Here is a 24974-nt window from a genome sequence, read left to right as displayed (position 1 = left end):
TTTAAAGTGATGCAAAAGTAGTAAGTTTTAGTATACAAAGCAAGTATTCATCGTGCTTTTTTTAATAAAACCTAAAAACCTATTGATTATCAGTTGGATTATTTTCCTGCTCTTTTCTGATTTGGTCACTCATCTCTTCCAATACAGGTTTAATCGTACTTTCAGGAAGATCACTGATTCTGATATACATCAATCCATCAATTGCATCATTGAAGTTTGGATCTACATTAAAAGCAATCACTTTAGCATTTTGTTTGATGTATTTTTTGATCAGGACCGGTAATCTCAATTCAGGTTCAAGGTCATCAATAATTTTATCCAGCTTGTTAAGGTCAGACTCCATTTCCTCAAAGAAGATATTTTTATCACGGTCACGAAGTTTTACCTTATACTCATTTCTCGGAGTAATATACTGAGCTACTGCAGAATCAAAATAATTGGAGCGCATAAACTCGATCATCAGAGATTTGGAAAACTCAGAGAACTTATTAGAAATACTTACTCCTCCCATCAGGAATTTATGATCAGGATTTCTCAGGCAAACATGCACAATTCCTCTCCATAAAAGGAAAAGAGGAAGAGGCTTCTGCTGATATTCCTGGCAGATGTAAGCACGGCCCATTTCAATCACTTTCTTAAAGAAAGGGTGGATGTCCTGTTCAAACTCAAATAAAGAACTCGTATAAAAGCCTTTGATACCATATTTCTTCATTACCTCTCTACCCAATGCCATTCTGTAGGCTCCGGCGAGTTTCTTCTCTGCATTATCCCAAAGGAACAGGTGATGATAATGCTTATCATACTCATCAAGGTCAAACGGAAGATTACTTCCTTCCCCCACTGCACGGAAGGTTAGCTCTCGCTGACGTCCGATTTCCCTCATAATAGAAGGAATTTCCTCATAAGTAGTAAAGTAGATTTCATAATTTCCGTTGCTGAACAACATCTTGTCAGTTCCCCTAAGTTTATCAACATCTTTCATAATGTCTTCAACAGGAGTTTCATCAATGATGTTCTGAACAATATTTTCCTCTTTCAATAAAGGAAATTTAACAGAAAGATTCTGAAGATTAATGCTTTGGGCCAGGGATTTTCTTTTTTCATAGTAAGATTTCATCATATAAACCTTACGTTTCAGAAATTCTCCCAGTTCTTCAATAGTTTCCATCTCATCCATTGCTTTTACAGAAATTGGTTTCCCAATCCTGATCCTGATAGGTTTTTCTCTATCATTCATCATTTCTGCAGGGAGCATAAGCGTCTGTAAGCTTGGGTGAAGCTTTGCTACCTGATAAAAAAGACGGCTGTTCTTGGCATGGAAATACATAGGAACAACAGGCACTTTAGCCATTCTGATTAGCTTAAGTGCCGTTTTTTCCCATTCCTTATCTAAAATTTCCCCATAAGGATTGTTCTTGTTAGAAACTTCTCCTGCAGGGAAAATACCTACACAGCCCCCATTCTGTAAATGCTTGAGGGTTTCACGCATTCCTGAAGCACTGCTGTAAGCTTCTTTTCTGTTTTCAAAAGGGTTTACAGCGATTACGTACGGTTCCATAGGCTTGATCTTTTCCAAAAGGAAATTTCCCATTACCTTAAAATCCGGACGAACCTCTGATAAGATCTTGCACATCAGAATTCCATCAATAGCACCCAGTGGATGATTGGAAACCAGAACAAACGGCCCTGTCTTTGGAATTTTTGCCAGATCTTCTTCAAAAGCTACATAGCTTAGGTTTCTTTCTCTTACAAATGAGTCGAAAAAGTCTTTGCCTTCCTTATCTTTTAATTTGTCGTATAATTTATTTACTTCATTTATTTTAGCAATGCTCATCACAGCAGATGCTATCGGGTTCTTTAGGAACCCAATTTTACTTAAGCCGGAAGCTTTGATCAGATCGTTTTTCGAAATTAAACTCATGTGTGTTTAGTCGCAATTAATATTATTGTGTTACCATTTGAAGCGTATTATTGGAAATTTGTTCCAATAATACATTTTTTTCATGGTAAAATCTATCAATGTGATCCATCTTCGCATTTCTTACTGTGAATAAAGATACATTTTTAATTGCTTCGGTTTTAAAAATTTTTTGAAGCTCTTCGTTAAGTTCTTCAAGGTGATTAAATTTATCTTCCAGACATAAAGCCAGTGAAATGGCAGAATTCTGCATTAGGGAAACCTTGATTTTATATTTAGATAAGTATCCAAATATCAGGCTCATATGGTCTTCCGCAATAAAAGAGAAGTCTCTTGTAGAAATCTTTAAAAGAGCCTGGTTTTCTTTAAGGATATAAGATTCTTCCTGCTGATTCTTGTTTGAAGCGCCTACTTTAGTTCCTTCCTTAGTAGGATCTACAAAAGATTTTACATAAAAAGGAATATTTTTCTGTTGCAATGGCTGCAAGGTTTTCGGGTGAATAACACTTGCTCCATAATAAGCCATTTCAATAGCCTCTTCATAAGAGATATTGGAAAGCAGAGATACATCACTGAATTTTCTTGGGTCTCCCGTCATTACTCCCGGAACATCCTTCCAGATTGTCATCGCTTCAGCATTTAAGCAATAGGCAAAAATAGCAGCAGAGTAGTCTGAACCCTCTCTTCCTAAAGTTACCGTAAAGTTATTGTCATCTGAACCAATAAAGCCCTGTGTTACATAGCATATTTCAGGATTTAAATGAGAAATGAACTCTTCAGTTTTTGCCCAGTCTACAACTCCTTCTCTATAAGAATTATCTGTTTTAATGTAATCTCTGGCATCCAGCCATTGATTGGTAAATTGGATCTCATTCAGGTATTCACTTACAATTTTGGTTGAAATCATTTCTCCACAGCTTACTACCTGGTCATATACGAAGTTGTAATTAGGAGACTTATTTCTTCTTAAGAAAGAATCAATATCGTCAAAGAAGAGATTGATTTCAGCAAAAACCGCATGATTTTCAGGAAAAAGACCCTCCGCAATCTCAATGTGTTTTCGTTTTATCTTTTCAATCTCAGTTTGATAGTTGTCCTTATTGAAATAAAGTTCTACAACTTTTTCCAACTCATTGGTCGTTTTGCCCATTGCTGAAATCACCAGCAAACATTTGGCAAATCCCTGGCTTTTTAGAACCATGGACACATTTTTCACACTGTCGGCGTCTTTTACAGACGCGCCACCAAACTTGAAAATTTTCATTAAATTATTAAAAATAAAATTGTTAGATAAAAATTACATGAGTTTTTTACGGACGTCAAAATTATAAATTTACAACGAGATATGAAATAGGGTGATGAGACCGGGGAATTAAGATTTCCTTAAAATACCCATATTTGAGATATTTGCCAATGATTGAATGCAGGAATAGAGCGGATTAGGATAACTGAAGATTCTTATTTATCCCATACTTTTAATTGATATTTATTTTAAACAGCAGAATGAAAAATTTTAATCTATAACATATGTATTGATAAAAATACACCTAAAACTCTGTTTCTTCATTTTTAATTTGTCTCTCAGTTGAAATAAAATAATCTGAATTTTTCAATGGTTTGGGATAACGAAATGGGAAGTACAATTATAAGCATACACTCCATATTATGTTTTATTGTGTTTGTATTATATTGATATACAGTGTATAATCTCTTTTGTAATTAAATTTTCTTAATGCAAGAAATTTTCCGAAATTTGGGGAAAACGTAAAAAGAAAAATATGTCAAATCAGCCATTACAGACTTTAGGAGAGTTTCTTATCGATAAACAGGACGATTTTCAGTATTCAACAGGTGAATTTTCTCGTCTTCTAAGCGCAATAAGATTGGCTTCTAAAGTGGTTAACAGAGAAGTAAATAAAGCCGGAATTGTAGATATTACAGGTGCTGCAGGAAACCAAAATGTTCAAGGTGAGGAGCAGCAGAAACTGGATGTAATTGCCAATGAAATTTTTATTACAGCTTTGTCTCAAAGAGAGGTTGTTTGTGGTATTGCTTCTGAAGAAAATGATAATTTCATTGATATTAAATGCGGAGAAAACGGTCATTTAAGTAAATATGTTGTGCTGATTGATCCTTTGGATGGATCCTCAAACATTGATGTGAATGTTTCCGTTGGAACCATTTTTTCTATCTACAGAAGGGTTACTGAACCGGGAACACCTGTACAGCTTGAAGATTTCTTACAAAAAGGAGTGAATCAGATTGCAGCAGGATATGTTATCTATGGTTCTTCCACCATGATTGTTTATACAACAGGAAACGGAGTGAACGGATTTACATTGGATCCGTCTTTAGGAACATATTATCTTTCTCATCCTAATATGACTTTTCCAAAAACCGGTAAAATATATTCCATTAACGAAGGGAACTATATCAAATTCCCTCAGGGAGTAAAAAATTACCTTAAATATTGCCAGATGGAGGAAGGCGACCGTCCTTATACTTCCAGATACATTGGCTCCCTGGTAGCAGATTTCCACAGGAATATGCTGAAAGGCGGTATTTATATTTATCCGTCTTATTCTCAGGCTCCTAACGGTAAACTAAGATTGTTATATGAATGTAATCCAATGGCTTTCCTTGCAGAGCAGGCAGGCGGAAAAGCTACGGATGGTTTCAGAAGAATTCTGGAAGTGGAACCTACAGAACTTCACCAGAGAATCCCGTTTTTCTGCGGAAGCATTGATATGGTGGAAAAAGCAGAAGAGTTTATGCGTATTGACAGCGTAAAATAATGAAAGCATCCTACTTTAAATATTTATTAGAATTCAAACGCCCGAGTGGAACATCTCGCGGCGTTTTGCTTGATAAGGAGACCTTTATCCTTGAAATTTCAGAGAATGAAAGGAAAGGAACAGGCGAGTGTGCTATCTTCAGAGGACTGAGTTTTGATGACAGGCCGGATTACGAAGAAAAGTTAAACTGGCTTTGTGGGAATATTAATGAAAACCCAGACTTACTGAAAGAAGAATTAAAAGATTTTCCATCCCTATGGTTTGGATATGAACAGGCTATTCAAAACCTGAAGTTTGGAGGAAATCTTTATTTTCCAAGTGAGTTCACCGAAGGAAAATCAGCTATTACCATTAACGGACTGATCTGGATGGGAGATGTTGGGTATATGGAAGAACAGATCCGGGACAAACTGGAAAAAGGATTTCACTGTATTAAGTTAAAAATAGGGGTTGATTGGAAATCTGAACATATTATTCTTCAGAAGCTGAGAGAAAAATTTTCAAAAGAACAACTTGAGCTTCGTGTGGATGCCAACGGTGGGTTCAGTAAAGAAGAAGCTGTTGCCGTTCTGCAGCAGCTGGCAGATTTACATATCCATTCCATAGAACAGCCTATTAAAGCTGGAAACTGGAATGATATGGCAGAATTGTGTGCTTATACTCCTACGCCCATTGCTTTGGACGAAGAATTGATAGGGATTACAGATCCTCAGGAGAAAAAACAGCTTTTAGAAACCATACGGCCACAATATATTATTTTGAAACCGGCTCTGGTAGGAGGATTTTCCGGTTCTGATGAGTGGATTTCTCTGGCAGAATCACAAAATATTGGCTGGTGGATTACTTCAGCATTAGAAAGTAATATCGGATTAAATGCTATTGCGCAATATACCTTCACAAAAAAAAGTCCAATGCCACAAGGTTTAGGCACTGGAGCTTTATTTACAAATAATTTTGAATCCAGTTTAGATCTCAGAAATGAGCTGTTGTGGTTCAAAATATAGAATCAGCCTAAACAAGTTGGGTTACCTGAGTGTTCCCAATCCCATTCTTTGCAGCATCTGGCTCTGAAGTCCCAGATGTTGCAACCTATTGGCACCACTGGAATATCTCCTCCATGAATATTTTTTAATTCTCTTTTTTCTAGTTTTCTTAAATTTTTCATAGTTGTTTTTTGGTGTTTGGTAATTCAACTTACTCTTGAATATAATAAAAGTCCAATGCTGTAAAGTTTGGCATTGGAGCTTTATATGTGAATCATTTTGAATCCGGTTCAGCCCGGAAAATTAGTTTCATTGGTTCAAAACGATGGTATTTACTAACAATATGGAGGTGGTGAATCCGGACAAGTTGTACCACAATATCCTTCTGCCCACGCCCTGCAGCACCCTTCTGCGGGGTCCCAGTTGTTACATCCCAGTGGAGGTCTTCCGCCATTAATTTGCTTTAATTCTCCTTTGTTTAATTTTCTTAGATTTTTCATAGTAAATATTTTAATTGTTTGATAAGTAAATATCTAAAATCATTTTAAATTATACAACATACGGTGAGTTAATTTATTGATTTTTAACAAAATGATAGAAATTTTATATCAATATGATAAATGTGAGAGCTGGAATGTATTATAATCTTTGATATCAATGAGGCATGAGTAAAAATTCCTGCAAGTATATGAAGGAATTATAATTGGGAAGGAAACATTGAAAAGATAAAGTAATTATAGGGTCGGATAATTATTGTTTTGTGAGTTCTTATTTAACTTTAATTTAAATCACATCTTTTACGAAAATGGCTTTCTTTATATAGGTCAAGATATAAGAAAACCTTTTTTTAATCTTTTTCATGATAAAAAAATTGTAATTCTCTGTTAATTGATTTGGCAATCATTGTGCCATTTGTCAGCTTTGCAGTAATTTTAACATTAGGTTAATTTTATAGTATTTTTTTAATTAACCATTAAGAAATAATTGTGAAAATATTTTCGTTATTTTTAATTCTATTGCTGATAAGGTTCCGGTCAATTCCAACTAAATTTTGAAAAATATCACTCTGTACCAATGAGCTGGAAAGGTATCCCCAATGATTTCCGACTTCAAATTTGAAGCTGTTCAATAGATCGTCTTTCACAAAAGTACAGTCAATGATTGATACAATATCTTTATAAGGAGTAATATCACTCGGACCGTTTTTACCTAGCCTTGGCGTCAGTATGTTCTTGGTAAACTGGGAGATTCCTAATATTACATCCTGCCTGTTCAGATAAATAGAAATTCTGTTGGCAAGCTGTGGTAATTTGTTGAAAGAATCTTCAGAGTCTTCAAATACTTTGTAGGTAACATCAGCATTAAGCAGAATTACCTGATCGATAACACGGAGTATATTTTCCCTTTTAAGACTATACAGCATGCTTTGAAAAACCCTGTTTCCCATAGAATGAGCCATAATGTGAATTCTCTGGTTACATGGTACCAGATCACGGTTAGAGAAAATATCTTTTAAAAACTGAGTATAAAAATAAAAGAGTCTCAACAGTGATGTCCCGGAATTGATGCTGGAAGCTTTGTCATCAAAATAAGTCAGTGGTACAATACTACTGGAAGCCGGCCAGCTGACAAATAAAATATGTTCAATAGGAGATGCAGGATTATCAATGAACAGTCTTTTAAGATCAATCATGGCTTTTAATTCATCATCAAAATCATAAGCATAACCATGGATAAAGATCAATACATCACTTCTGTCTTTGGTAGCAGACATATTTTTATACAGTTCGTAGAACAACCGTTGGGTGCCGCCAAGATTATTGGCTGTAAGATTAGATTCTTTAATTCCCTTCTCGCTCAAAAGAACCTCCAGAACTCCTTCATAGCCTTGTTTTTCAGGTTCGGAAAACAGCTTGTAATTCAGGATATTTCTGTTGGTATAATCTTTTTTCTTTTTGGCTGCAGCAGTAGGTTCCTTATAATTATCAAAATCGCATTTTGCAATCCTGAAATTAGGAATTGAATATTCATCATTGGAAAAAGAATCTACTTTTTCGCCTTTATGACGGACGATTTTACGATTGCTTAAGATATAAACAGCCATAGGCAATAATTTGGTACGATGGTTTTTAGTTTTTTCTAAATTAATGAAAAATACTGAATTACAATGCATAATGCTTGAAAATTATCATTTTCAAAAACGCTTATTTTTCCGTAACTTTGTGCCACTTTTTTTGCTATAAAATAAAAGCTAATTTAATGGAAGAAGAAAAAAAATCACTCAATTTTATTGAGCAAATTATTGAAGAAGATCTGGCAAACGGTTTGAAAAGAGATCAGATCCGTTTCCGTTTTCCGCCTGAACCAAACGGTTACCTGCATGTAGGGCATACAAAAGCCATCTGCATCAACTTCGGTCTGGGTGAAAAATACAATGCTCCCGTAAACCTTCGTTTCGACGACACGAACCCTGAAAAAGAAGAACAGGAATTCGTAGATTCTATCAAGAAAGATGTTGAATGGTTAGGTTTCAAATGGGATAAAGAATTGTATGCCTCAGATTACTTCCAGCAGCTTTACGATTGGGCAGTACAATTAATTAAAGAAGGAAAAGCTTATGTAGATGAGCAGCCATCTGAAGTGATTACCGAGCAAAGAAAAAATCCTGCAGAACCAGGAATTGAATCTCCACATAGAAACCGTCCTGTTGAAGAGTCTTTAGATTTATTCGAAAGAATGAAAAACGGAGAATTTGAAAGTGGTTCAATGTCTCTTCGTGCAAAAATCGACATGGCTTCGCCAAACATGAATATGCGTGACCCGGTTATGTACCGAATTTTGAATAAGCCTCACCACAGAACAGGTACAGCCTGGAAAATTTATCCAATGTACGACTGGGCTCACGGAGAATCTGATTATATAGAGCAAATTTCACATTCGCTTTGTTCTTTAGAGTTTGAAAATCACAGGCCGCTGTATAACTGGTATTTAGATCAGGTTTATGAAGAAGGAAGGGTTAAAAACAAGCAAAGAGAATTTGCAAGGATGAATGTTTCCTATATGATCACTTCCAAAAGAAAGCTACAGAGATTGGTAGCTGAAGGTGTGGTAACAGGATGGGATGACCCAAGAATGCCTACCATTTCAGGAATGAGAAGAAAAGGATTTACTCCAACTTCTATCAGAAACTTTATTGAAAAAGTAGGGGTTGCGAAAAGAGAAAACCTTATTGAAATCCAGCTGCTTGATTTCTGCGTGCGTGAAGACCTGAATAAGGTTGCAAAACGTGTAATGACGGTGGTAGATCCTGTAAAATTAGTTATTGAAAACTATCCTGAAGACAAAGAAGAATGGGTAGAAACAGAAAACAATCCTGAACAGGAAAATGCTGGAACCAGAGAAATACCTTTCTCAAGAGAATTATATATTGAACGTGAAGACTTCAAAGAAGAAGCTAATAATAAATTCTTCCGACTGAAATTAGGAGGAGAAGTTCGTTTAAAATCAGCATACATCATCAAAGCTGAAAGAGTGGAGAAGGATGAAAATGGAGAAATCACAACCATTTATGCTACTTACGATGAGAAAAGCAAATCCGGAAGCGGAACAGAAGAGAGTTTAAGAAAAGTAAAAGGAACACTTCACTGGGTGTCTGCAAAACATGCGATCCCTGTAGAAGTAAGAATTTACAACCAATTGTTTACGGTAGAACAGCCTGATGCTGAAAAAGATGTAGACTTCTTAAATTTCATCAACCCTGAATCTGTAACTACAGTTCAAGGTTTTGCTGAACCAAGCCTGAAGAATGTAGCTGTAGGAGAGCCTCTTCAGTTCCAAAGAATCGGATACTTTACAAAAGATCAGGATTCTACGGATGACAGATTGGTATTTAACCGTACAGTCACTCTGAAAGATTCTTATAAACCTGAATAATCTTTAGGAATTGATAAAAAGAAAAGCAGGACTTAGAAATAAGCCCTGCTTTTTTATGGTTTGATGACTATCAAATCTATTTCAGGAAATTTTTATCTTGATAGGAAGGATTAGGATATTTATAAAATCCTTCACCACTCAGAACACCTAGTTTTCCCTTATCAATATAATCTTGTTTTAATTTTTCAACGGCCTTAATTTTTAAAGGGTCCTGTGTTTCTTCAGCTTCCATTTTGTTGATATTATAAGCAGTGTTAATTCCCACAACATCTAAAATTCCAAACGGACCTGTAGGAGCTCCGGTAGCTACCATCCATGTCTTGTCAATTGTTTCAACATCTGCAACTCCATCCACCCAAAGATTGACAGCTGCACCAAGCAGCGGAACAAGCAGTGAATTGACAATATATCCCGGCTGTTCTTTATAAATTGGTAATGCTACCATACCAATAGCTTTGGCAAACCTGATCACGGAATCAAATACTTCCTGCGAAGTTCCAGAATGACGCATTACTTCTCCGGTATTATGCTTCCATATTTCATTAGCAAAATGGAGCGCTACAAATTGGGAAGGTCTTCCTGTAGCTTCGGCAAACTGGCTCGGAAGAAGAGTAGAAGAGTTGGTTGCAAATACTGTTTTTTCCGGGGCCACCTGGGAAAGTTTGTGATAAAAATCTATTTTAATATCAGGGTCTTCAGGAACTGCTTCTATCAGAAGGTCTGCATCTTTTACGGCTTCCGCAAGATCAGAAGTATAGCCGAGGTTTTTGAAGGTTGTCTCCAATTGTTCTGGTGTGGCATGTAAATCCTTTTGATAGGCTTCACTTAAAGCCTTGAACTTACTTTTGGCTTTTTCCAACACTTCATCATTGATATCATAAACTGTAACCTTAAATCCGTGATAAGCGGTCTGGAAAGCAATTTGATATCCTAATACGCCACTTCCGGCTATTGTTATATTTTTAAAATCCATAAGCTTGGTTTTTGTGTTAAGAATGTTGTTTTAAAAGCTGATGATACAATACTTTTAAAACAACCTTATATTTGTAAATGGGTGATTATCCTTTTATTCCTTTAATCCATTCTTGGAATTTACCAATCTGTTCCATAAAGAAAGATTCATGTTCTTCTTTTTCTTCAGGGCGGTCAACCAGTATATGCTCGAAGTAGGTATTTTTCAGGATTTTTCTTAGAATTCCTTCTCCAAGGAACGGTTTATAATCATTCAAGGCCTGGGTAGCCTTTAATAAATGTCTGATGTCATACTGCAACGGATTGATATCCGGAACCTGCTTGTTAAGGTTAAGAAGATTATATACTGCTATTCTGGCTGTTCTTACTGAGCTTTCCATAGTAAAAACAACATCATTATTGGTTTCTACGAACTGCCCTACCAGACCTAAATTGGTACAGCCTTCAGGAACTACCCGCGGACGGTCTCCTTGGGCTCTCGGCATAAACATAGAAGTGATGTAAGGCATAAACGCGGTACGGACGATCGTGTTTTCAATAACGTTATCTAATTGGTCTGTTATTCCAAGATGATGGCATAATTCTGCAAGGATCTCATTTCCGGTACATTCCGGCATTGTTTTTTTAATATGATTTCCCTGTTTGTCCATCAGTAATGCATATACCCATACTACAAGAATATCATCAGGCTGTGTAGGGAAATGTGGCTGTCTGTTGCAGGTGAAACTCATCACCCAATTAGAGTCTGTAATGGTGATGATACCTCCGGTAGCTGTTTTTCCTGAATAAGGATCATTCACACACAGTTCTTTTAATTTTTCTGTAAAGGCAGAAGGGCGGCATGTTAGAGTAGCAGATTCCCATGAAGATTTTTCAATATGGCTACAGAATTTTTCAGGTTTTCCGAAAACTTCAGATTTAGCTGCAAGGTTTTTCCATAATTTCCATCCGGCACTTTGTCCCGCACTGCTGTTGTCTATGGTTACTTCAGGAACCGTTGTGTTATCCCCGTAGAAAGTACTTTCCGTCATGGATCCTGTAGTTACAATCACATAATCATCTTTACCGATTGGGATTCTTACTTCTTCTCCATTTTGTTCAGTAATGATACCTTCCACTGTTTTCCCTTCCGTATTGATATGAACATCCAGATCTTTTACCAACGTATCAAACTGTATCTGCACACCTTTTTCTACTAAGAAGTTTTTCAAAGGCGTAACAAAGGTATCGTATTGGTTATATTTAGGAAATACAAGGCATGAAAAATCTTTCATTCCATCTATAGCATGAAGGAATCTGTGCATATAAAGTTTTAACTCCAGCAAGCTGTGCCAGTTTTCAAAAGCGAACATAGAACGCCAGAAGAACCAGAAATTACTGTTTAAGAAGGATTCTGAGAAATAATCTTCAATGCTGAGGTCATCAAGTTCTTCTTTTTTCTTTAGTAAAAGCTTGATGATAGCCAGCTGATCTTTTTTCTCCAACCCAAATTTACTGAAATCCTGGATCTGTCCCTGGTTATGAATTAATCTTGCTTTGGAATAATTAGGGTCATTATCATTGATGAGACGGTATTCATCCAAAACGCTGTAAGGAGCTGGCAATTCCAGAGCAGGAATATCCTGGAAAATATCCCATAGATTTTCGTAGGTCATATCCATTTCACGTCCGCCACGGATGATATATCCATCCTTTGTATTTCCGGCTCCATCCAGTGAACCTCCTTCTATGGAAAGCTGGTCAAGAAAAATAATATTTTTACCGGGAACATGCCCGTCACGAATAAAATAGTAGGCAGCAGACATCCCTGCGATTCCGCTTCCGACAATATAGATTTTACTGTTTTCGTAGGATTGTAAAGGAATTCCTTTATTTCTTTGATAGTTTCCGATCTGGTCTGAAAAAGGCATTGTCTTTTCAGGAGTATTAATCTGAACTTCCTTGCTTGAATCCGGTTCGTGGTTTACTTTTCCAAACTGGTCAGAGGCCTTTAAAACTTTGTCGAATTTTGAATTGATCGTACTCATTTTATCTTGTTTTTAATGAACATTATAAAGGTACTTCTATTCAAAATGCGGTATATATCCCTAATGTCAGAATTAGTATCCCGAAATTCCTAAGACTGGATATTTTCAGTTATTCTGTATTCAGAAGGAGAAACAGAAGTATGTTTTTTAAAAAAACGGCCAAAAGCAGAGGCAGAATTAAACTGAAGTTCAAAAGCAATTTCAGAAATAGTGAGTTCCGGATTTCCCAACATTACATAAGCTTCTTTCAACAGGGCTTCATCTATGACTTCATGCGGAGTCTTCCCGCTTGATTTTTTTATGATCTCAATAAGGTATTTGTTGGAGATACAAAGCTGCTCAGCATAAAACTGTACTGTTCTGTGCAGCCGGATATTATCACGGATCAGCCGGTTGAACTTCAGGTAAAGGTCTTTTTTACCTTCTTCTTTATCAGAATCTGTAGAATGTTTGGTATCAAGGATTTCCGCAGTTTCCAAAAGAAGATTGAAAATAATGGTACGGACAATTTCTTCAGTAAATTTGCTCTGTTTTCTGGATTTTTTTTTGAGGTAAGCCAGAAGGTTTTGAAGTATCAGAGAGTTTTTAGGAGTGGTCTTTACAATACTGTATGAACCTTGGGAAAACAGGTTCATTTTCTCAATGATAAAAGGGTTCGATATATTTTTGATCAGAAAATTTTTGTCGAAGAATAACAGTTTCATCATAAAATCCTGACTGGTTTCCAGGAATTTTACAATAGTTGACGGAGCGGCTACCAGAATACTGTGGGCATCTGCTTTATACTGATGATGGTCTATTTCAACACTTACTTCTCCTGCGGTACAGATGCAGAGTGCATAGTAATCCATTCTGAAAGGAACTTTAGGGAATTCAAAAATGGGTTTTCCGGAGGAGATATAGTAGGATTGGCGGCAATCAATATTATAAAAGGAAAGAGTATCGTGTAAGTTCTCGTAGGTTACCATTTTATGTTTTGGTTGATTTTTTATAGGTGTTTTTTTAGATTGAGTACTGAAAAAGCCCTCTAATACTGCAATTTACGAATTTTATTCATGTTTTTAAACTTTATATAGCTGAAATCTTTTGTTTTTATTGAAATACAGTTAATTGTTTGTTTTTATGAATATTATTTATAAAAAGGCTTAAAATAAGGTGTTTGAGGCTATTTTTACCTAACTTTGCATTTTCAAATTTTCCCCTCAAAATATTATTGTGAAACTAATCAACATATACACGAGTTCTTTCAAAGGACTCTCACAGGAGAGTTGGATGCTGGCGTTGGTAATGCTCATCAACAGGGCAGGTTCTATGGTACTTCCTTTTTTGGGAGTTTATATGACAGATCATTTGCATTTCAGTATTGAGAATTCAGGAATTGTCCTTAGCTTTTTCGGAATCGGTTCGGTTATTGGGTCATGGTTAGGCGGCATGATCACTGATAAAATAGGTGAATACAGAGTACAGAGTCTGAGTTTACTGCTAAGTGTTCCTTTATTCTGTATGATTCCCCTGTTCAAAACAGAAATAGGCTTAGCTGGAATTATTCTGGCCCAGAGTATTGTAAGTGAGACTTTCCGTCCTGCAAACTCTGTGGCAATCACAAAGTATGCAAAGCCTGAAAATATAACCAGGGCTTTTTCTTTGAATCGTATGGCAGTTAATCTGGGATTCTCTATAGGTCCGGCATTGGGAGGAATCCTGTCTGCTATTTCCTATGAATTTCTGTTTTATAGCAATGCATTAGCTGCATTACTGGCTGGTTTTATGTATATATGGTTCTTTACAGGCCGTGCAAAACAGGCTAAAAAGGAAGCTAAGAAAGTAAAAGAAGCAATAGAGAATAAAAAAGAAAACTCTCCTTATCAGGATGGTAAATTTTTGATTTATTGCATATTATGCATGCTTTTTGCCATATGTTTCTTCCAGTTATTCAGTACGTTGACCATTTTTTATAAAGATACGGCGCATTTAAGCCAGCAGAATATCGGATATATTCTCGGTTATAGCGGGTTTTTGATTGTTATCCTGGAAATGGGATTAGTACAGATTGCAGAAAAGTACTTTAATCTTGCATTTACAATGCTGATAGGAACTCTTATTTGTGGATTTTCATATGCAATGCTGGCCTTTGACTATAGTATGATTACCCTGTTGGTTTCCATGACGCTGCTTTGTGTGGGAGAAATCTGGACGCTGCCTTTTATGTCAACCATCACGGCATTACGTTCCGGAGCCAATAATAAAGGAGCTTATATGGGATTGAACGGAATGTCATTTTCCATAGCATTTATCATCACACCTTATATAGGAACTTTGATTGCTGATAAATTAGGTTTTAACATTTTATGGATCGGAACCGGCGTGCTGGCAACAGGAATTGCAGCCGCTCTTTATTTTGTTATTCCATGGATGCTTAAGGATAGGAAGAAAGTAGAAGAGGATTGGGTTTAAAATGACCAGTCTTTTTACAGGATATATAAAACCCAACCGTATAAACTCGGTTGGGTTTTTATTCTTTTTAATTTTTCTTAACTAATAAACACAGAAAACTATGAATGGTTTTCAGTTTGTTTGGAGAGTATGGCGCTGACAATCATACTGGCATGAACCCTGGAATTTTCAATAAACCACAGATGGGTATCTTTTCCGCCGCATACTACTCCTGCAAGATAGAGGTTGGGAACATTCGTTTCCATGGTTTTGAGATTGTAAGAAGGATTCAGGCAATCACCATTGAGCTCAATTCCTGAATTTTTAAGAAATTCAAAATCTGGAAGATAGCCTGTCATGGCCAGAACAAAATCATTTTCAATCTCATGCAAATGATTATTTTCATCCTTAAAAATGACAGAATTCTCTTTTATCTCAATCATTTCAGCATTAAAATAGGCTTTAATACTTCCTTCTGCAATCCGGTTTTCAATATCCGGTTTTACCCAATATTTTACACTTTTTGAAATCTCGGAATGGCGGATAATCATAGTTACTTCAGCTCCTTTTCTATAAGTTTCAAGTGCTGCATCCACCGCAGAATTGCTTGATCCAACCACTACTACTTTCTGTCTTGCATACGGATAAGGCTCAGTGTAATAATGTCTCACCTTCGGAAGTTCTTCCCCCGGAATATTCATCAGGTTAGGAATATCATAAAATCCGGTAGCAATCACTACATTTTTTGCTGTATATTTTCCTTTTGTGGTTTCAATATCAAATACATCAGGTGTTTTAGATACGTTGAGCACCTTTTCATAGAGATGGATGTTCAGATTCTTTTGCCGGGCAATTCCCTGATAATATTCCAAAGCATCCTGTCTTCCCGGTTTGGGAGCTGTAGAGATAAAGGGAGTTCCGTCAATTTCCAGCTTTTCTGCCGTTGAAAAGAACCGCATGTATAAAGGATAGTTGTACAGGGAATTGACAATGGTTCCTTTTTCTATGATTACATATTTCAAGTTGTTTTTCTGGGCTTCAATAGCACAGTTGATGCCAATAGGGCCTGCTCCTATAATGAGAATATCCAAAATTTCCATATTCCAAAGGTACGATGTAATTTGGGAAAAATATTCAATAACTGAGAGATAATAAGCATCGAGATAATCGACGGATAAGTTGAGAAAAATAATATGAAAAGAAAAGTTAGAAACTGATATTTTTTAGATTTAATACTCTTTAAAATAGCTGTTAGTCCTACTTTTGAACCCGCCATTGGCATCAGTTTTGGTGCTTTTCTATTGTTTATAAAACTAAAAGATATGAAAAAACTATTAGCTTCAATACTTATATTGAGCCTGGTTGTAGCCTGTAAGAAAGAAGCAGGAAAGCCGGTTCCCAGTGAAATTGATACTGTTACCCGCATAAAACCACTGGATAGTGCTGCCATTGCTAAGGAAAAAGTGAAGAAAGAAGGTGATATTAAAAAGATCAATGATGAGGTTCTGCAGGCTTTAAAAAATAAGGATTATAAAACATTTGCAACATTCATTCATCCTGAGAAAGGAATTACTTTCTCTATGTATGCTTTTGTAGACCCTAAAACGGATAAACATTTTTCTAAAGAAGACTTTGAAAAATACCAGCCCACAAAAACATTATTTACCTGGGGAGCGCAGGATGGCTCAGGAGATCCTTATAAAGCTACAATCAATGATTATCTTGGAAAATGGGTGTTCTCCGGCGATTTTACCGCCTCCCAATATTCTCATGGTAAATTTATAGGTGGTGGAAATTCTCTGAATAATCTTGAAAAAATTTATCCTAATAAAGATTTTACAGAAAACTATATCAAAGGAACTGAAAAAAGCAGTGAGATGGATTGGAAAACACTTCGTCTGGTATTTGAAGAATTTCAGGGGAAATACTACCTGATTGCTGTGGTAAATGACCAATGGACTATTTAAAAGTTATAAGCTGGAAGCCGGAAGGGTTTTGCCTCCAGCTTCCTTTCTTATAAAATTTCCGTCAGTTGTTTCGTTAGGTTTTTTCTTGAAAACTGTTCAATATGATGAGTATTTTCAGATAAATTCCCGTTTTTCCAAAGCTCGAATTTTTCAAGTATAAATCTTTTTACCGTTTCAGAATCGTTATAGCTGAAATGTTTTCCTGCATGGGTTTCTTCCAGTATTTTAGCAACATCAGCCTGATCCGGTCCAAATGAGAGGATGTGTTTTCCGGAAGCCAGATATTCAAATATCTTTCCGGGAATGATCCCTTTTGAAGATTCATTAGGAAAATTGGTGATCAGTAACATTTCTGAAGTTTGCATTTCTTCAACTGCCTTACCATGCGATAGATATCCAAGATTCAAAATATGGTTTTTCAGACTTGAATTTTCAAGGGTATGAAGGACCTTATCATCAATTCTTCCCACGAATTTTAAACTGAAATTCTTAGCAAATTCTGAATTTTCTTTGACCAGTTCATCCAAGATCTTCCATAGATTTTCAGGATTTCTGAGCTGCTCAAGAACGCCAATATAACTTAGGACAAAGGTTTTATTAGTCTCTTTTTCTTCTGCTGTTTTCTTGTTTGAATCGCTTTCATCAAAACCATTGGTGATACAAACAGCATTAGCTCCGGCTTTTCTGAAATTATCAGCATCTGTATAGCTTGTTGCCAAGGTAATATCAGCATTTTTGAATACAGCGCTTTCCTGTTGGCGGTGTTTTTCGTCGGAGCTCTTGGTAAGTTTCAGATGTTTGTAGTAGGAAATCTCCGTCCATGGATCACGGAAATCTGCAATCCATTTAAGATGAGGTAATTTATTTTTTAATCCTAACCCAATCAGGTGAAGAGAGTGGGGTGGTCCGGAAGTTACAATAGTATCAATTTTATTTTCCTCTAAATACTTTTCCAGAAATTTAACAGAGGGTTTTACCCAAAAGACCCTGGCATCAGGAATGAAAAAGTTACCTCTTACCCATATAGACAGCCTGGATTTCCAGCTTTGGTTCTTACCAACATCAAATTGGCCTGCTTTAAATTTTTTGTTGCTTTTATTAAGCTTTTCAGCAAGCTGATAAGGCTCCCAGATCTTTGTTCTTACAATTTCAATGTTTTCAGGAACATCCTTCATCAACGTTTCATCCATCAACGGATAGCTTGGATTTTCCGGAGTATAGATTATTGGTTTCCAGCCAAAATCCGGCAGATATTTGGCGAACTTCAGCCATCTTTGAACACCAGGACCTCCCGCAGGAGGCCAGTAATAGGTGATAATCAATATTTTCTTTTGTTCCATTTTTATGAATCGTCTATTATTCATTTTTCATTCTGAACGAAGCCAGGCATAGTGAATAACCTCATTCTATCTCTTCAGAAGGACACAGTACAATGTTTAAGTTAGGCTTTCTGCTCAACTAAAGTTTCTTTTTTCTTATTCTTATTCATCCAGAAAATCCCAAAGGCTGCCAGTGCAATAAATAATCCGAAGCTTAATAGAGAAATCCATTTTCCTTTTTCAATCACTTCCGGTTCAAATACCATTCTGATATGGTGACTTCCGGCAGGAACGTGTACGGCACGAAGTAAATAATCTGCTTTAATATAAGGAACTTCTTTTTCATCTACAAAAACTTTCCATCCGTGAGGGTAATATACTTCAGAGAAAACGGCCAATTGTGGGGTTTTCGACTGAGATTTAAATTCCAGCTCGTTCGGCTGATAGGTAGTTAAATTGATAAATGCTGTAGAATCTGCCTGAACGGGCTTATTGCTGAAATAAGCCTTATCTGAAGAAGCAATTACAGCTGTTTTTTTGCTGTCAATTTCTCCAATAGATTTAATTTCTTCGTTAGGAGTATCTACAAATTTAAGATCACTTACGAACCACGCATTTCCATTTGCTTTAGGATTCGGAACCACCTGTGGCTGATCCGGACCTCCGAAAACCATATATTTTGCATTCAGTAAGTTTAATATTCTTGGTGTTTTTACAGTATCTGTATTGGAGATATACTCATTCAGTACATCATCATATCTTCTAAGCTTTACAGCATGATAACCACCAATAGATGCTTTAAAGTAAGAGGTATTGGTTTCGCTGGTAACTCCCAGGGTTTGATTGTAAATTCTGTAATGTGCTTTGTCCTTATCTGCAATTGTTTCCAGGGCTTTATTAACGTTTACAGTAGACAAAATAGACTCTAGGTTCGGATTTCCCTGTACTTTTTCAGCTAATAAATCTGAACTTTCTGTCTGGAAAGGATTCTCTGCAAAAATTTTGTCTACATAGTTTTCATCATTTAAATAACGTTTGTTAACGGTCCAGAGATCAAATAAACTTACTAAACCAATCACTAATAAAGCAATATTAGGATTAAGCTTTTTCTTTAAGCTGAAGAACAGGGCGGCGGCGGCAATGGCTACATAGATAAATGCCTTTACAGCATCTGCTTTGAACAGTTTATATCTTTCATCCACTAAATAATCCAGTAGGAAAGGAGGGAAGTAAGTCTTTTCCCCAGCAGTAGAAAACCCAAGTAATGATTTACCGAAGATTAAAAGAATCAATAGGAATCCTAATGTTCCGCCACTTACGTATAACAGAATTTTCTGTTTGTATTCCTCAGTGAGTTTTTCATCCGTAAAGAATCTGTATAATCCTAAAATAGCGATAAGAGGGAATAATAGCTCTACTACCACAAGGATAGACGATGGCGCCCTGAATTTATTGTAAAACGGAACGTAATCAATAAAGAAATCCGACAATGGCATAAAGTTGCTTCCCCAAGCTAATAAGATGGTAAGAATGGAAGCCCCTAAGATCCAGTAACGGTATTTTTTTGATGCAAAGAAGAATCCTAGCAAGGCAAGGAAACATACGATAGCTCCCTGGTAAGCAGGTCCTGAAGTTCCCGGTTGGTCTCCCCAGTAGGTCATTCCACTGAAACCTTTTGAAATTCTGTCCATTTCAGCCTGTGAACCCACATTTTCCTGAACAAGCTCCTGTACTTTATTCATCATTTCCTTAGCTTCAGGTTCCTGGCTTCCGCCTCCCATTAACCTTGGAATGAAAAGGTTTAAGGTTTCCAGTTGCCCGTAGCTCCACATCAGCATACTTTCCTTATCCATTCCGGATTTTCCTGAAGTATGGCTGTCATTGGTTAAGATCTGCTTTCCACGAACGGTTTCCTTTACGTATTCAGAATTGGCCATGATTCTTTGAGAGTTCATTCCGACCCCAATAACACAGGAAGCAGCGATAATTCCTGAAGAGATCAGGAAATGCTTCATCGGTGTTTTTTTCTGGATTGCCCGGATTAGCTCAGAAAGGAATAAAAATCCTAGAGCTAAAAACAGGTAATAGGTCATCTGCGGATGGTTCGCTGCAATCTGTAGTCCCATAAACAGGGTAGTAACAATGAATCCCCAGATGTATTGTTTTCTGATGTAAACCAATAAAATTCCGGCTAAAAGCGGAGCAAAATATTCAATGGTATTTACTTTTCCATTGTGTCCCGCAGCAATAATAATGTAGAAATAAGTGGATAGGCCAAAGAAAGTGGCCCCCAGTAAGGCGTATTTCCAGTTTCTCACCACCACCATTCCCAAAAGGAAAAAACCTGCAAAAAGCAGGAAGAGATAATTCACCGGTCTAGGCAGGAAATTCAGGTTGCTGTCGATTTTTTTGATGATATCGCCTTTAAACTGGCTGCCCATCTGGTAAGTCGGCATTCCCCCGAACATGGAGTCACTCCAATATGTTTCATTTCCTGTGTTAGCTCTATAGTCTAAAAGTTCCTTTGCTCCTCCTCTGTACTGCACAATATCATGCTGGAAAAGCTGTTTCCCTGAAAATACAGGAGTGGAATATAAAAATGCTAAAACTATAAATACTACTAACGAAACTGCAATATAAATTAAGTTTTTATTTTTTGCCATGCTGGTTATTATCTTTTATTTCTTGGATTTTTTACCTTTTGTCATTACTCTCTTTTACCTCTTCATAGTCTACGGTTTCCGCATCCCATTTAAGGTTTTGTTTGTTATTCTTATTCGAGTTTTGAATGTCTTCTCTTGAATTATTTTGCTGTGGGTTATTAAACCTGTAGCTGTAAAATGTCTTAAAGAAAATTCTTTTCAGAATATTCCAGACAAAAAAAATAATAATGGCGGACAGTACTAACTCAAGAATGTACTTCATAATAAATTGATTTAAGGTTGAAAGGGCAAGGGCCAATGTTTGATCCTTACCCTTTTAAGCTTTAATTATTTTGCAGAAGGGTTTACCATTACAGAAGAATTGGAAACACTTTTCATAGATTGAGACTGTTTTCCATCTGAAATAGTTTCTAACTGCGTAGTTTTAACATTGATGTTCTGGTTGATGATCCATCCTGTGTTCTCATCAAATTTGATGGTTCCGTTCTGAGCAAGTTCACTGCTCATGCTGTGGGTAATGGGTCCCTGAGATTTCTTTTCAGTTTTCTTAGGAATACCTCCGGTTACGGCGATTTCAGCAATTCCGTTTCCTAGGCTTTTCAAAACATAGTTTGAAGTTACCTTGATGCTTCCGTTTGGATCTGCATTTTCAGAAGTGGTCCATTTTTCACCTACTTTCACTCCTTTTTTAGGAATGATGGAAAGGTTTTTATTGAACTGATCTTTCAATACTTTCTCATTAAAAGATTCTTTAAGGCTTGCCACAACGCTGGCTCTTTCATTGGCATCTTTAATTAATGTTCCCAGTGTTGTTGAAACTTTAGCATAAACAGCATCAAAACCTGTAATGGAAATCACATTCCCTTTTTTATCCATCTTCATATCAAGTTTGTTGCTGGTAAGTGCTTTGTTGATATTCCAGATCATTTTAAGGTCATCTTCCTTCGGAAGAGCTTGTTTAGTGTCTACTACAACGGTCTTGCCCTGTGCAGACTGGGAGCTTCTTTTAGAAACAAGGTTAAGCGTCATTTCATAAACGTTTCCTTTGATATCGTTTACCGTGAAGTTCATTTCATCCGTAGATTCTGCAGTTGCTGTGATAGACTTTCCCTGAGGATCCGTCATTGTTTTTACATCTCTCTGGTAGGTAGTAAGAGGATATGTTTTCCCTTTTTCAAGTTTGAAAGTCTGAGTAACGATTCCGGCAGAGTCTCTGATAGCAGCATTTTCTGCCACCTTTGCTACAGAATCAGCAGGAACTTCTACTGTCACTGTTTTTCCTGTCTTAGGATCTACTTTCGTGATTTTTGCCGTTTCTTTTTTACAAGATACAAGAGCTATAGATGATAATAGCGCTATTGCTGCTATGTTTTTCATTTTCTAATTTTTTAAGTGTTGTGTTATCGAAATTAATTTATTTTCAGACTCTTCTGTCTCACCGCTTCATAAAGTATGGCCCCACATGCTACGGAAACATTCAGAGATTGAGTTTTTCCTTCAATAGGAAGTTTTATTTTTTCATCAGAATGATGCAATACTTCTTTAGAGATACCTGTTTCTTCATTTCCCATAACAATAGCACATGGTTCTGTGAAATCTACATCATAGATAAGTTTCTGGGCTTTTTCAGATGCTGAAAATACAGTAATACCGCTCTGTTGAAGAAAGTCTACAGCATGAGCAAGGTTGTTTTCTTTACAGATTTTAATATTATAAATAGCTCCTGCAGAAGTTTTGATGGCATCAGAATTGATAGGGGCCGCTCCTTTTTCAGGAATGATAACAGCATCTATTCCTACACATTCTGCGGTTCTGCAGATGGCTCCAAAGTTTCTTACATCTGTAAGTCTGTCCAGAATCAAAAGGAATGGTGTTTTACCTTCCTCAAATAATTGTGGAACAAGATCCTCCACTTTATGAAACGGAACATCCGAAATAAAAGCAACCACACCCTGGTGGTTTTTTCTTGTAAAACGGTTCAGTTTTTCAACCGGAACATAATTGGGACGGATTTTATTTTTCGCTAAAATCGCTTTCAGTTCAGCATAAATAGGACCCTGAAGTGCATTCTGCACAAAGATCTTGTCAATCGTTTTTCCCGCTTCAATTGCTTCAATCACGGGACGCAGCCCGAAAATAAAATCGTCTTTCATTGATTTGTTTAAAATTTTATTGTTAGGGTTCAAAGTTCATTGTTTAAAGTTCAATGTTTTGAGTTTAAGGTTTGTACTTTGTTCCCTTTAAATCTGTTGTATTTAAATATTTTATAAAAGAATTAATCTTTTTACTTAATGCTTCCGTTACTTCAATCAAAGTTTCGGATTTAAAGTTCCTGTCATAAACTCTATAACCTTAAACGGTGAAGTTTAAGCCTTGAACATTTAGTACTTTTCTCCTAAAATTGCTCTTTTCTGCGCCATAACATACCCATAATGTAGGCTTTCATGCATGTTGTTAAAGATAATGGCATCCTGAATGCTCTTCAGATCCATCCCGAAACTTGTAGTATAGGGAGTATAGTCTGAAAAGAAATCGCTGTCATAATCCTTCATTAAAATCTTAGAGGTTTCTGTAAGCAAGAACTCCAGATCTTCTACCTCGGATTTTTGGACATTTAAGTTCGGCAATGTCCCTTTTTTGTAGGTTTCAACCCAATATTTATCAATACGGAAAGGGTTTCCGCTTAAATAATAATGTAAAAGCTGCTGAGTAGCAACGGTATGGGCAATATTCCAGTAAATATTGTTGTTGAAGCCATCAGGAATCAGCAGAAGGTCCTCATGAGATGTGTTTTGGAGAATATCTAAAAGGTTTCTTCTTACTTGTCTGTGTGCTTGAAAATGATAATTCATTTTGCAAAAATTTTAATCACCAAAAATAGTTTAATAAACTGAAAATGACAATTTTTTGGGGAAAGGATTAAAGTAAAAGTTCCATAATGCCGGAAAAATGCATTATTTATTATTTTCTTTTTAAAAGGAAATTTGATAGGATCATAATAGCTTTTAGAAAATTTAACTTTTCCTTTTTGGATATTTATTAAATTTTATGAAGCTAAAAACCCTCCGATGATTTTTGTCAAAGAAGGGCTTTTTATAATTTATTAACTGTTTTTATAAGTTATTTTATCCTCAGGAAGGCTTTTTCAGGAAGACCTGTTTTTTGTTTTTATTGAAACTGAATGTTTATTTTATTTCTATATGTCAATAAAAAAACTCTAAACGGGATTATTGTAGAAACACTTTGAGTCATTTATTATTATCCAGATTATGAAATAATTTCTCATCATTTTTCTTTTCAAGCAAATCAATATCTTTCAATCAGAGAATATATGGTTTTTATAATTGTTACTATTCTGTTATAGCTCTGTATCTGTGTTTATGGTGTTTAATATGGTTGTATATGAGATGTTTATATGTAAATAATAGACTCTAACTATTGTGATATATGTTTGAAATATGTATATTCACTGTTCAATAACCATTAACAATCAAATTTCAAAAACATGAGAAAGAATTACTTGAGTGTATTATTCTTATGCAGTACGTTGGGAACATTGTATGCACAACAAACAGAAGTCTATTTTAAATATGACGAATCAGGTAACCAAAGGTATCGGGGACCAGATTCAGCCGCAAAACAAGCTGCTGAAGGATCTAAAACAACATCTTTAACCCTGTCACAAATGATGGATGAAAAAACATTCTGGAAACAGATTCGTTTATATCCTGTTCCTGTAAATGATATTCTTACTATTGACTGGACTGAGGAGGCCGATAATCTAATCCAGTCTGTCTCGCTTTATCAACACAGTACCGTTCATTGGAAGTTCCAGCAAGAAAATTTACCTGGTCTAAACAAACATTTAAAGATTAATATGACTGGTTATGATTTTGGGGTATATGTGTTACGCTTTACTTTAAAAGATGGAAAAGTTTTTAGTAAAAATATCACGAAAAGATAG

At 36.1% G+C, this 24974-nt stretch carries 21 protein-coding genes; 6 read left to right on the top strand and 15 right to left on the bottom strand.

All coding sequences use genetic code 11. The annotated features are described in order from the left end of the window. Positions 1-79: 79 nt before the first annotated feature. A complete protein-coding gene (locus tag EG339_RS22880; protein ID WP_123872338.1) occupies positions 80-1921 on the bottom strand; it encodes a lysophospholipid acyltransferase family protein in 1842 nt (613 codons plus the stop codon). Positions 1922-1943: 22 nt separating this feature from the next. Continuing rightward, positions 1944-3182, bottom strand: coding sequence for an aspartate kinase (locus EG339_RS22875; protein WP_123872336.1), 1239 nt, complete (start codon positions 3180-3182; stop codon positions 1944-1946). A 514-nt stretch (positions 3183-3696) separates the two neighbouring features. Here EG339_RS22875 and fbp point away from each other — a divergent pair. Next, the gene (gene fbp / locus EG339_RS22870; RefSeq protein WP_066690732.1) at positions 3697-4713 is read left to right on the top strand and encodes a class 1 fructose-bisphosphatase; all 1017 of its coding nucleotides are present in this window, start codon (positions 3697-3699) and stop codon (positions 4711-4713) included. Next, the gene (locus tag EG339_RS22865; RefSeq protein WP_123872334.1) at positions 4713-5717 is read left to right on the top strand and encodes an o-succinylbenzoate synthase; all 1005 of its coding nucleotides are present in this window, start codon (positions 4713-4715) and stop codon (positions 5715-5717) included. The genes fbp and EG339_RS22865 overlap by 1 nt, the downstream gene beginning before the upstream one ends. Positions 5718-5719: 2 nt before the next feature. On the opposite strand, the gene EG339_RS24410 is transcribed toward EG339_RS22865, so the two are convergent. From EG339_RS24410 to EG339_RS22860, 3 genes are all read right to left on the bottom strand, one after another. Next, on the bottom strand, positions 5720-5878 hold the full coding sequence (locus EG339_RS24410; protein WP_164465384.1) for a bacteriocin-like protein: 159 nt from the start codon (positions 5876-5878) through the stop codon (positions 5720-5722). A gap of 153 nt (positions 5879-6031) precedes the next feature. Continuing rightward, complete coding sequence (locus EG339_RS24405; RefSeq protein WP_164465383.1) at positions 6032-6196, bottom strand: bacteriocin-like protein; 165 nt, start codon at positions 6194-6196, stop codon at positions 6032-6034. Positions 6197-6669: 473 nt separating this feature from the next. Continuing rightward, on the bottom strand, positions 6670-7800 hold the full coding sequence (locus tag EG339_RS22860) for an alpha/beta hydrolase (protein ID WP_164466480.1): 1131 nt from the start codon (positions 7798-7800) through the stop codon (positions 6670-6672). Positions 7801-7955: 155 nt separating this feature from the next. Between EG339_RS22860 and EG339_RS22855 the strand changes: the two genes are divergently transcribed. Continuing rightward, positions 7956-9629 (top strand): glutamine--tRNA ligase/YqeY domain fusion protein, encoded by a 1674-nt coding sequence (locus tag EG339_RS22855; protein WP_123872330.1) that lies wholly within the window; start codon positions 7956-7958, stop codon positions 9627-9629. Positions 9630-9705: 76 nt separating this feature from the next. On the opposite strand, the gene EG339_RS22850 is transcribed toward EG339_RS22855, so the two are convergent. From EG339_RS22850 to EG339_RS22840, 3 genes are all read right to left on the bottom strand, one after another. Continuing rightward, a complete protein-coding gene (locus EG339_RS22850) occupies positions 9706-10602 on the bottom strand; it encodes a 3-hydroxyacyl-CoA dehydrogenase (protein WP_123872328.1) in 897 nt (298 codons plus the stop codon). Positions 10603-10687: 85 nt separating this feature from the next. Then, complete coding sequence (locus EG339_RS22845; RefSeq protein ID WP_123872326.1) at positions 10688-12628, bottom strand: oleate hydratase; 1941 nt, start codon at positions 12626-12628, stop codon at positions 10688-10690. 89 nt (positions 12629-12717) lie between these two features. Further along, a complete protein-coding gene (locus EG339_RS22840) occupies positions 12718-13596 on the bottom strand; it encodes a helix-turn-helix domain-containing protein (protein ID WP_123872324.1) in 879 nt (292 codons plus the stop codon). A 304-nt stretch (positions 13597-13900) separates the two neighbouring features. Here EG339_RS22840 and EG339_RS22835 point away from each other — a divergent pair, with 304 nt between their 5' ends. Further along, entirely contained in the window at positions 13901-15082 is a 1182-nt protein-coding gene (locus EG339_RS22835) for an MFS transporter (protein ID WP_123872754.1), read from the top strand. 98 nt (positions 15083-15180) lie between these two features. Here EG339_RS22835 and EG339_RS22830 read toward each other — a convergent pair whose 3' ends face one another. Next, entirely contained in the window at positions 15181-16161 is a 981-nt protein-coding gene (locus EG339_RS22830) for a YpdA family putative bacillithiol disulfide reductase (RefSeq protein ID WP_123872322.1), read from the bottom strand. Between the two features lie 222 nt (positions 16162-16383). Between EG339_RS22830 and EG339_RS22825 the strand changes: the two genes are divergently transcribed. Further along, positions 16384-17028, top strand: coding sequence for a hypothetical protein (locus tag EG339_RS22825; protein ID WP_123872320.1), 645 nt, complete (start codon positions 16384-16386; stop codon positions 17026-17028). Positions 17029-17075: 47 nt separating this feature from the next. Here the strand turns inward: EG339_RS22825 and EG339_RS22820 are convergent, their stop codons facing one another. From EG339_RS22820 to EG339_RS22790, 6 genes are all read right to left on the bottom strand, one after another. Then, on the bottom strand, positions 17076-18368 hold the full coding sequence (locus tag EG339_RS22820; protein ID WP_123872318.1) for a glycosyltransferase family protein: 1293 nt from the start codon (positions 18366-18368) through the stop codon (positions 17076-17078). A gap of 101 nt (positions 18369-18469) precedes the next feature. After that, positions 18470-21010 (bottom strand): YfhO family protein, encoded by a 2541-nt coding sequence (locus EG339_RS22815; RefSeq protein WP_123872316.1) that lies wholly within the window; start codon positions 21008-21010, stop codon positions 18470-18472. 31 nt (positions 21011-21041) lie between these two features. Continuing rightward, positions 21042-21272, bottom strand: coding sequence for a hypothetical protein (locus EG339_RS22810; RefSeq protein ID WP_123872314.1), 231 nt, complete (start codon positions 21270-21272; stop codon positions 21042-21044). A gap of 65 nt (positions 21273-21337) precedes the next feature. Then, complete coding sequence (locus EG339_RS22805; protein WP_123872313.1) at positions 21338-22387, bottom strand: DUF6263 family protein; 1050 nt, start codon at positions 22385-22387, stop codon at positions 21338-21340. A 32-nt stretch (positions 22388-22419) separates the two neighbouring features. After that, the gene (rlmB, locus tag EG339_RS22800; RefSeq protein ID WP_066694653.1) at positions 22420-23163 is read right to left on the bottom strand and encodes a 23S rRNA (guanosine(2251)-2'-O)-methyltransferase RlmB; all 744 of its coding nucleotides are present in this window, start codon (positions 23161-23163) and stop codon (positions 22420-22422) included. Positions 23164-23391: 228 nt separating this feature from the next. Then, entirely contained in the window at positions 23392-23862 is a 471-nt protein-coding gene (locus EG339_RS22790) for a DinB family protein (protein ID WP_066694648.1), read from the bottom strand. 653 nt (positions 23863-24515) lie between these two features. Here EG339_RS22790 and EG339_RS22785 point away from each other — a divergent pair. After that, entirely contained in the window at positions 24516-24974 is a 459-nt protein-coding gene (locus tag EG339_RS22785; RefSeq protein WP_123872311.1) for a hypothetical protein, read from the top strand.

The sequence above is a fragment of the Chryseobacterium bernardetii genome, from assembly GCF_003815975.1.
GTDB classification, from domain to species: Bacteria; Bacteroidota; Bacteroidia; order Flavobacteriales; family Weeksellaceae; genus Chryseobacterium; species Chryseobacterium bernardetii.
Note: the sequence above shows the minus strand (reverse complement) of the source record. Positions and strands in the feature narration are given on the sequence as shown.

Coding starts and splice junctions, on each gene's coding strand:
- EG339_RS22880 (WP_123872338.1), bottom strand. CDS start 1,921: ATGAGTTTAATTTCGAAAAACGATCTGATCAAAGCTTCCGGCTTAAGT.
- EG339_RS22875 (WP_123872336.1), bottom strand. CDS start 3,182: ATGAAAATTTTCAAGTTTGGTGGCGCGTCTGTAAAAGACGCCGACAGT.
- fbp (WP_066690732.1), top strand. CDS start 3,697: ATGTCAAATCAGCCATTACAGACTTTAGGAGAGTTTCTTATCGATAAA.
- EG339_RS22865 (WP_123872334.1), top strand. CDS start 4,713: ATGAAAGCATCCTACTTTAAATATTTATTAGAATTCAAACGCCCGAGT.
- EG339_RS24410 (WP_164465384.1), bottom strand. CDS start 5,878: ATGAAAAATTTAAGAAAACTAGAAAAAAGAGAATTAAAAAATATTCAT.
- EG339_RS24405 (WP_164465383.1), bottom strand. CDS start 6,196: ATGAAAAATCTAAGAAAATTAAACAAAGGAGAATTAAAGCAAATTAAT.
- EG339_RS22860 (WP_164466480.1), bottom strand. CDS start 7,800: ATGGCTGTTTATATCTTAAGCAATCGTAAAATCGTCCGTCATAAAGGC.
- EG339_RS22855 (WP_123872330.1), top strand. CDS start 7,956: ATGGAAGAAGAAAAAAAATCACTCAATTTTATTGAGCAAATTATTGAA.
- EG339_RS22850 (WP_123872328.1), bottom strand. CDS start 10,602: ATGGATTTTAAAAATATAACAATAGCCGGAAGTGGCGTATTAGGATAT.
- EG339_RS22845 (WP_123872326.1), bottom strand. CDS start 12,628: ATGAGTACGATCAATTCAAAATTCGACAAAGTTTTAAAGGCCTCTGAC.
- EG339_RS22840 (WP_123872324.1), bottom strand. CDS start 13,596: ATGGTAACCTACGAGAACTTACACGATACTCTTTCCTTTTATAATATT.
- EG339_RS22835 (WP_123872754.1), top strand. CDS start 13,901: ATGCTGGCGTTGGTAATGCTCATCAACAGGGCAGGTTCTATGGTACTT.
- EG339_RS22830 (WP_123872322.1), bottom strand. CDS start 16,161: ATGGAAATTTTGGATATTCTCATTATAGGAGCAGGCCCTATTGGCATC.
- EG339_RS22825 (WP_123872320.1), top strand. CDS start 16,384: ATGAAAAAACTATTAGCTTCAATACTTATATTGAGCCTGGTTGTAGCC.
- EG339_RS22820 (WP_123872318.1), bottom strand. CDS start 18,368: ATGGAACAAAAGAAAATATTGATTATCACCTATTACTGGCCTCCTGCG.
- EG339_RS22815 (WP_123872316.1), bottom strand. CDS start 21,010: ATGGCAAAAAATAAAAACTTAATTTATATTGCAGTTTCGTTAGTAGTA.
- EG339_RS22810 (WP_123872314.1), bottom strand. CDS start 21,272: ATGAAGTACATTCTTGAGTTAGTACTGTCCGCCATTATTATTTTTTTT.
- EG339_RS22805 (WP_123872313.1), bottom strand. CDS start 22,387: ATGAAAAACATAGCAGCAATAGCGCTATTATCATCTATAGCTCTTGTA.
- rlmB (WP_066694653.1), bottom strand. CDS start 23,163: ATGAAAGACGATTTTATTTTCGGGCTGCGTCCCGTGATTGAAGCAATT.
- EG339_RS22790 (WP_066694648.1), bottom strand. CDS start 23,862: ATGAATTATCATTTTCAAGCACACAGACAAGTAAGAAGAAACCTTTTA.
- EG339_RS22785 (WP_123872311.1), top strand. CDS start 24,516: ATGAGAAAGAATTACTTGAGTGTATTATTCTTATGCAGTACGTTGGGA.